This window comes from Clostridium sp. (assembly GCF_051650885.1).
Lineage (GTDB): Bacteria > Bacillota > Clostridia > Clostridiales > Clostridiaceae > Clostridium.
In genome coordinates this window covers 1-9219 of sequence record NZ_JBOFRG010000044.1, presented here as the reverse complement: position 1 = coordinate 9219, position 9219 = coordinate 1, and the positions used below count along the sequence as shown (strand labels likewise).

Annotated in this window: 5 protein-coding genes; all 5 read right to left on the bottom strand. The window is 29.5% G+C overall.

Annotation, left to right across the window (positions count from 1 at the left end):
• Nucleotides 1-611: 611 nt before the first annotated feature.
• Nucleotides 612-1721: a glucose-1-phosphate adenylyltransferase subunit GlgD gene (gene glgD / locus ACRC28_RS01975; RefSeq protein ID WP_438541777.1), complete on the bottom strand. Its 1110-nt coding sequence runs from the start codon at nucleotides 1719-1721 to the stop codon at nucleotides 612-614.
• An 18-nt stretch (nucleotides 1722-1739) separates the two neighbouring features.
• Complete coding sequence (locus ACRC28_RS01970; protein WP_438541776.1) at nucleotides 1740-2900, bottom strand: glucose-1-phosphate adenylyltransferase; 1161 nt, start codon at nucleotides 2898-2900, stop codon at nucleotides 1740-1742.
• 144 nt (nucleotides 2901-3044) lie between these two features.
• Nucleotides 3045-5480: a glycogen/starch/alpha-glucan phosphorylase gene (locus ACRC28_RS01965; RefSeq protein WP_438541775.1), complete on the bottom strand. Its 2436-nt coding sequence runs from the start codon at nucleotides 5478-5480 to the stop codon at nucleotides 3045-3047.
• 30 nt (nucleotides 5481-5510) lie between these two features.
• Nucleotides 5511-6938 carry a glycogen synthase GlgA gene (gene glgA / locus ACRC28_RS01960; protein ID WP_438541774.1) on the bottom strand — a complete coding sequence of 476 codons (1428 nt, stop codon included), beginning with the start codon at nucleotides 6936-6938 and terminating at the stop codon, nucleotides 5511-5513.
• Complete coding sequence (gene glgB / locus ACRC28_RS01955) at nucleotides 6938-8962, bottom strand: 1,4-alpha-glucan branching protein GlgB (protein WP_438541778.1); 2025 nt, start codon at nucleotides 8960-8962, stop codon at nucleotides 6938-6940. The genes glgA and glgB overlap by 1 nt, the downstream gene beginning before the upstream one ends.
• Nucleotides 8963-9219 lie beyond the last annotated feature (257 nt).

Sequence of the window (9219 nt, the reverse complement as noted above, 5' to 3'; positions counted from 1 at the left end):
GGATCAAACTCTCAATAAAAAGTTTAATCTTAAATTGCTCATAAAACTTACTAATAAAAGAATTGCTGGTTTAAGTTTGTTTATATATTATTCTGTTCAATTTTCAAAGACCATTTGTTTCAATCGCTTTTGGCGACTTGTTTATCTTACTACTTAAAAACTTTTTTGTCAACAACTTTTTTCAAGTTGTTTTTTGTTTTTTTGTAGTGTTCCATTTTTTCAAGTTATTAACTCGTTGCTTGGAACATTTACTATCTTACCACTTTAAATACTTTTCTCTTTTAGTATTAACTTTATATTTCTTATTTATTCTTCCTTTTCGTCATTTTCTGCTCTTTTTCGCTTTTTTTCTATTATTGATACACCAGGCTCAATTATCGTCAACTTTCTTTGATTCTCTCTCTTTTAATCATCTTTTTTCTTATTTACTCAATATTTTATGCCATTATATACCTATATTTTAGCTTTTTATTTTTTATAAAACTAAACTTTAATATTATCCTATTAAAAATAAATAAAAAAATAGGCATAGCAAAATAAATATACCTTGCTAAACCCATTCAATAACTTAAATATATTCTTTTAATACGAATTATAAACTGTTTCTATTTCTAATATCTATAATTTCTTCTTTGAATTATAGTTGGAAATTCAGGTGTTCCTATATACTCTTCCTTTTCTCCAATCATCATTCCTTTTTCTATAATAATATTTTTTAGTTTTGATTTTTTTCCTATTGCTGCATTTTGCATTACTATACATCCTACTAATTCTACATCTTCTGCAACATGCACTCCTCTTCCTATAATACAATCTTTAACTTTTCCTTCTATATAACATCCATTTGCTATTATTGAATTTTTAACACTACTAGTTTCTGTATATTGTGTTGGAGCACAGTCTTTTGATTTAGTATATATTAAATCTTTGCTTGAGAAAATTTCTTTACATACTTCAGGATTTAATAAATTCATATTTGTTCTATAATATTCTTCTAATGTATTTACACAATTTAAATACCCTTCAAACTTATATCCTGTAACTTTCAATTTTTCTAATTTTGAATGTATGAATTGTTTTATTTTTCTGTATGCACCACTTCTTATTGAATCATATACTATATCAATGAATAGTTCTGTTTTCATAACATACATTTCCATACTTACATTTGCATTTTTATTTTCTCCTAAGTTTTCTCCTATACTTAATACTCTATTTTCTGTATTTATATTTAAAACATCACAATCTATGAAGCTTCTATCTGCATCATTAACTTCTTTGTATATCATTGTAACATCATTTTTTTCTTTTTTATGCTTTTCTATAACTTCACTATAGTCAATATTACATATCATATATGATGGCGCCAATATAACATATTCTTTTCTACTATATTTCACAAATTCTATATTTTCTAAAAAGCTATGAACATCATCATAACATGGATCTTCATTTCCAAAATTAAATACTTTAAGTCCATCTTTCTTTCTGTGTAAGTCCCATGGTCGTCCATTTGTTAAATGATCCATTAATGACCTAGATTTATTTTTTGTAAATATTCCTATACATTCAACACCAGAGTTTGTCATATTAGATAATACAAAATCTATTATTCTATACTTTCCTGCAACAGGCACTGATCCTAAAACTCTCTTTTTAGTAAGTTCCCCTAAGCCTTTTTCATTTTCATCTAAATTTATTATTCCGATACAATCATTCATTCACTTCACCCTAAAAGTTTACAGTTCCACTTCTGAAACTATTATACTTCCTTTCTCAACACTCTCTTTTGACCCTACTACTGCAATTTCTTTTCCATTTCCTATTCTTGATTCATTACCTATTCTTACATCTGAACCTATAATAGCTTTCTCTATTACCACATTATCTTCTATATATGCATTATTCATTATTACTGAATCTTTTATTACTGTATTTCTTCCAATATGAACACCTTGGAATAAAACTGAACCTTCTACTTTTCCTTTAACTAAGCAACCTTCTACTACTAACGAATTTTTTAGTTCTGCTTCTTCACCTATAATAGCAGCTGGACTTACAGTATTTTCTGAATAGATTTTCCACTCATCATCATGTAAACATAACTTATTATTCTTATCTAGCAAGTCCATATTTGCTTCCCAAAGGCTTTTTATCGTTCCTACATCTTTCCAATATCCTTCAAATGGATATGCTACAAGCTTGCTTCCTTCATCAAGCATTTTAGGTATAATATTTTTACCAAAATCATTACTTGAAACTGGATTTTTTTCATCCTCTTCTAAATGCCTCTTTAAATTTTCCCAATTAAATATATATATTCCCATAGATGCATTTGTACTTTTAGGGAAAGCTGGCTTTTCTTCAAATTCATATATAGTTGAATCTGAATTAGTATTCATTATCCCAAATCTACTAGCCTCTTCTAAAGATACATCTATTACTGCAATTGTTGCATCTGCATTTTTTTCCTTATGAAAATCTAACATTTTAGAATAATCCATTTTATATATATGGTCCCCAGATAATATCAAAACATATTTAGGATTATAGCTATCTATATATTCTATATTTTGATATATTGCATTTGCTGTCCCTTTGTACCACATTCCACCTTTCTCTTCTTGGTATGGAGGTAAAATGCTTACCCCACTTCCTCTTCTATCTAAATCCCATGGACTTCCTATTCCTATGTGTGAATTAAGTTCTAATGGTTTATATTGTGTTAGAACCCCTACAGTATATATACCTGAATTTGAGCAATTGCTTAATGGAAAGTCTATTATTCTATATTTTCCACCAAAAGGAACTGCTGGCTTTGCTAATTTTTTTGTTAATACGCCAAGACGCGAACCTTGTCCACCTGCTAATATCATTGCAACTATATCATTTTTTTTCATAACCAATCTCCTCTCATATGTTATTTTTAGCCTTATTAGCTTTATTATCTTAATTAAACATATGACATATTTGTTACTTTTATACATATGTTTTTATAAAACTTCAAAAAGGCTACCTAAACTTACATTTAGATAGCCTTTTTACTATAAATTCTTATAAATCAATTCTGATCCCCATATACCTGTAGCATATTCTGATATAGTTCTATCTGATGAGAACACTCCTGAATGTGCAATATTTATTCCACATTTTCTTTGCCAATTGTATACATCTCTAAATTCTATATCAACTCTTTCATTAGTTGCTATATATGAGTTAAAGTCTTTTAATACAAAGAACTCATCATTATAGGTAATTAAATTATCATACATTGGCTTAAATCTCTCTCTATCTGCCGAGTATTTTCCATTTACTAAATCATCTATTACTGCTCTTATTCTTTGATCTTCTCTATAATACTCATATGATGAATACCCACCATACTTATAAAGGTCTAAAACCTCTTGTGATTGTAACCCAAATATAAAGATGTTGTCTGGTCCCACTTCATCTTTTATTTCTATATTAGCCCCATCAAGAGTTGCTATTGTTAATGCTCCATTCATCATAAACTTCATATTTGATGTTCCTGATGCTTCTTTGGTTGTTGTTGATATCTGCTCACTTAAATCTGTTGCTCTTATTATTTCTTCTGCTAAAGATACTCTATAATTATCTAAAAATACTACCTTCATCTTTTCATTAACTCTACTATCATTGTTTATAACATTTGCTAATCTATTGATAAGCTCTATAGTGTTTTTAGCTAAATGATAACTTGGTGCTGCTTTTCCACCAAATATGAAAGTTCTTGGTACTACATCTTTATTTGGGTTTTGTAGTAACTCGTTATACATATGCATTATTCTTAAGCAATTTAAACTTTGTCTCTTATATGCATGTATTCTTTTAACTTGTACATCAAAAATTGAATCTGGGTCTACTAAAATTCCTTTTGTATCTAATATAGTTTTAGCAAGCTTTTCTTTATTAACTTTTTTTATTCTTGAAAGTTCTAATTGAACTTCTTTTTTATTAACTTCATTTTCAAATTTATTTAAATCAGTTGGATGTTTTATAAAGCCATCCCCAATAGTATTTCTAAGGAGCTTTGTTAATTCTGGATTACTTTTAACTAGCCATCTTCTGTGAGTTATACCATTAGTTTTATTATTAAATTTATTTGGATAAAAATAATATAAATCCTGCATCTCTTGTTTTTTTAATATTTCTGTATGAAGCTTTGCAACTCCATTTACACTATGGCTTCCTACTACAGCTAGATTTGCCATTCTAACTTGTCCATCTGCGATTATAGCCATTCTAGATATTTTGTCCCACTGTCCTATATATTTATTCCAAAGTTCTTGGCAATATCTCTTATTTATTTCTTCTACTATCATATAGATTCTTGGTAGTAATGTTTTAAACATATCTACTGGCCATTTTTCTAATGCTTCTGCAAGAATTGTATGATTTGTGTATGAAACAGTTCCTACTGTTATTTTCCATGCCTCTTCCCAACCTAATCCTTCTTCATCTAAAAGTATTCTCATTAATTCTGGGATTACTAATGTTGGATGAGTGTCATTTATATGAAGCGCTATTTTTTCATCTAAATTTTCTATTTTCCCACCATACTTCTTATAATGTCTTATTATACTTTGCACCCCTGCTGACACAAAGAAGTATTGTTGTTTTAATCTAAGCATTTTCCCTTCATACTGACTGTCATTTGGATATAAAACTTGTGAAATTGCTTCCACTGAGTTTTTGTATTCTAAAGCCTTTAAGAAATCTCCTCTACTGAATGTTGAAAAATCAAATTCTTCACTTACAGTTTCTGCACTCCAAAGTCTTAGATTATTTATTGTTTCATGTTCATATCCCACTACTGGTGTATCATAAGGAACAGCTAATATAGGCTCATAATTTATGTGTGTAAACTTAACTTTACCACCAACTTCTTCTGCTATTACATTTCCACCAAACTTAACTATTTCTTTTTTATCTTGTTTTCTTTTTTCCCAAAGGTTTCCGTCTCTAAGCCAGTTATCAGAAACCTCTATTTGCATATCATCAACTATCCTCTGTTCAAAAAATCCATATTTATATCTTATTCCACAACCATGCCCTGCTATATTAAGAGATGCCATTGAATCCAAGAAGCATGCTGCAAGTCTTCCTAGCCCTCCATTTCCTAGACCTTGGTCATGTTCTAAATTTTCTAATTCATCTAAATCTATATTAAGCTCCTTTAATGCTTCTCTACACACATCCCTTAATCCTAGATTTAATAATGCATCTCCTAGAAGTCTTCCTAATAAAAATTCCATAGAAAAATAATATACTTGTTTCTCACCACTATTGTTATATCTCTTTGTAGTTTGAACCCATTTTTCTCCTACATAATCTTTAACTAAGCTCCCTAAAGCTTCATACTTCTTATAACTATTTCCTTCTCCTGGCTCTTCACCATGAATTTCAAGGAACTTCTTTAAGTAAGCTTTTTTGAATTCTTCTTTCCCTATATTTATCATAAAATATACCTCCTATTTTATAAGGACTACTTAACACCTAACATAAAGATCTAAATAATCCTGTGCGGATTTTTCCCAGCTATTATCTGACTGTAGTGCTTGCTTTACTATAGAATTCCAGACAATTTTATTTGAGAATGTATCTATAGCTTCCTCAATCACATATGCCATCTCATGTGCATTGTAATTTCTAAAACTAAATCCATTACCTTCCCCATTATATTTATTAAATGGCGAAATTGTGTCTTTTAATCCACCAGTTTCTCTAACTATAGGAATAGAGCCATATCTAAGAGCAATCAACTGACCCAATCCACATGGTTCAAAAAGTGATGGCATCAAAAACATATCAGATGCTGCATATATCTTATGAGCTAAATTATTATCGAACATTATATTTGCAGACACCTTTTCTTTATATCTATAATTTAAGTGTCTAAAATGTTCCTCAAAATGATAATCTCCTGTTCCTAGAATCACTAATTGGACATTTTTTTGAAGTATTCTATCTAGCATAGTTACAATTAAGTCAAGACCTTTTTGGCTTGTAAGCCTTGATACTAACCCAATCATAGGTATATTTTCATCCACCTTTAGTCCTAATGCTTTTTGCAATTTAACCTTATTTTCTTTTTTACCCTCTTCAAAATTTTCTTTAGTATAATTCTTATCTATTAACTTATCATCCTCTGGATTATATTCATCATAATCAATTCCATTTAATATTCCATTTAATGCGTACCCTCTTTCCCTAAGAGAATAATCCATTCTTTCACCATACTCTTCTGTTTTTATTTCATCTACATATGAGTAACTTACAGTAGCCACCTTATCTGCATACATTACCCCACCTTTCATAAAGCTTATTCCATCATCAAATGCTAAGCTTCCATTGTTGAAAGGTTCTAAATCATATCCAAATAATTCTGGTAATACATTTTTATCAAATACTCCTTGGAACTTTAAATTATGAATAGAGAATACAGTTTTCATATCATAATAAAATAAATCTTTTTTATATTCTAATGTTAATAACACAGGAATCATTCCAGTATGCCAGTCATTACAATGAATTACATCTGGTTGATAATCTATTTCCTTTAGGAACTCTAAGACTGCTCTATTAAAAAATGCAAATCTTTCTCCATCATCTTCATATCCATAAAGTCCATCTCTTCCAAAATAATACTCATTATCTAAAAGATAATATTTAACCCCCTCATGGTCATATTCAAATACTCCACAATATTGTCTTCTCCATCCTACATTCACCATAAACCATTTTTTAAATACTAACTTATCTTTTAAGTCTTCTTTTATATTTTTATATTTAGGAATGACAACTCTTGCATCATCCCCCTTTTTCACTATTGTTTTAGGAAGTGAACCTAAAACATCTCCAAGACCTCCACTTTTTATAAATGGATTTGCCTCTCCACCCACATATAATATTTTCATTATTCACCATCTCCTTCTTCAATTCCTTTTATGCTCATCTTTTCTTTTAACTTCATAAAAATAGCTCCCATAGGTGGAACTTTTACTTTTATACTTTGCTCCATTCCATGTGCCCAATAATTCTCTGTAAATATTTCTTCACCTATAACTTGCCCTGAACCACCAAAACGTTTTTCATCAGTATTTAGTATCTCCTCATAAGAACCTACAGTTGGAACTCCTACTCTAAAATCGTAATACACAACTGGTGTAAAATTATAAATACAAATTATTGTATCTTCCTCTTTTTTACCACGTCTTACAAAAGATAATATACTTTGAGCATTATTATCTGCATCTATCCATCTAAATCCATATGGTGTATGATCTTGCTCATAAAGTGCTTTATTTTCCTTATATATATGATTTAATTCTTTAAAGAAATTTTGTGTTTCTCCATGAATAGGATATGCACCTATAAGCTTCCACTCTAACTGCTCATATTCTCTCCATTCTATAAATTGTCCAAACTCACTTCCCATAAATAAAAGCTTCTTACCTGGATGTCCTATCATATATGCACCAAACAATCTAAGTCCTGCAAACTTAGTCCAGTAATCTCCCCACATCTTATCAAGTAAGGATTTTTTCCCATGAACAACTTCATCATGTGATATTGGAAGAATAAAATTCTCTGTATGGTTATACATCATAGGGAAAGTTAATGCATTATGATTATATTTTCTATATATACTATCTAATTCAACATACTCTAAGCTATCATTCATCCATCCCATATTCCATTTAAAGTTAAAGCCTAAACCACCCATCTCAATAGGCTTACATACATTTGGCCATGATGTTGATTCTTCTGCTATCATCATTACATTTCTAAATTCATTAAATACTGCTTGATTTAATTCCTTTAAAAATTGAATTCCTTCTAAATTTCCGTCATCTCCATATATGTTAGGAACCCACTCACCTTCGTCTCTTCCATAATTCAAATACAACATATTAGATACTGCATCAACTCTCAGTCCATCTATATGGAACTCTCTAAACCAATACAATGCATTTGATATCAAGAAACTTTTTACTTCAGGTCTTCCTAAGTCAAAGTTACAAGTTCCCCATCCCTTATTTTCAGCCTTCCAAGTTTCCTCATATTCGTAAGTTGCCGTTCCATCGAATTTAAATAGCCCATGTCCATCTTTACAAAAATGACTTGGCGCCCAATCCATAATTACACCAATACCTCTTTTATGAAACTCATTTACTAATTTTTTAAACCCTTCTATATTTCCATATCTACTAGTTAAAGAGTAAAACCCTAACCCTTGATATCCCCAAGATGCATCTAATGGATGTTCAACTAATGGCATAATTTCTATATGTGTATATCCCATTTCAGCTAAATAATCTGGTAATATCTCACTTAACTCATCATATGTTAAAAACTCGCCCTGCTCATTAGTTCTCCACGAACCTAAATGAGCTTCATATATATTTACAGGGCTTTCATATATGTTTGAATTATCTCTGTTAAATATCCAATCATTATCTTCCCATTGAAAATCTTTTGCCACATATACAACTGATGCACTATTTGGTCTAACTTCTGAATAAATACCATATGGGTCTGCCTTATAATTCATTTCATTATTCCATTTTTTTATTCCATATTTATACTTAACACCTTTTTCTAAACCTTCTATAAATAAAGTCCATAACCCTAAGTTTGAGATTTTTTTCATTTTATATTTATTTTCTATACAAAATCCATTAAAGTCACCTGTAACATAAACTTCCTGTGCTCTTGGTGCCCATGTTGTAAATCGAATTCCTAATTTTCCATCTTCTTTAATTAAATGGCTTCCTAATATATCATACGAACTAAAATTTCTCCCTTGATGAAAAAGATACATATTAAAATCTGTTATATTATGCTTCTCATACTTTTGCACATATTTAAAATCACTCTCATTTTTTAAATCCACACTTCCCACTTTTAATTCCTCCTGTACTTTTAATATTTTCCTTATAATATAATATTCATTAAGTTATGATTTTAGACTTAAACTATTGCAGTATATCTAACTTAGAATAAAGAGAAAACTTCAGGATTCACTTAAAATTTGAAGATTTAATCGATTAAATAAACTAAAAAGCAGGACTCAAAAAAATTTTTTGAGTCCTGCTTTTACTATGCTAAACCTACTTCACTTCTTGATGCAGAAGTTGGCATCTTTTTATTAATCATTTTTGTTCTTATTATATGTACAATCATAGAAATTACTAT

Bases quoted from the DNA above. Each gene is read 5' to 3' on its own strand.
- glgD (WP_438541777.1), bottom strand. From the start codon at position 1,721: ATGAATGATTGTATCGGAATAATAAATTTAGATGAAAATGAAAAAGGC.
- ACRC28_RS01970 (WP_438541776.1), bottom strand. From the start codon at position 2,900: ATGAAAAAAAATGATATAGTTGCAATGATATTAGCAGGTGGACAAGGT.
- ACRC28_RS01965 (WP_438541775.1), bottom strand. From the start codon at position 5,480: ATGATAAATATAGGGAAAGAAGAATTCAAAAAAGCTTACTTAAAGAAG.
- glgA (WP_438541774.1), bottom strand. From the start codon at position 6,938: ATGAAAATATTATATGTGGGTGGAGAGGCAAATCCATTTATAAAAAGT.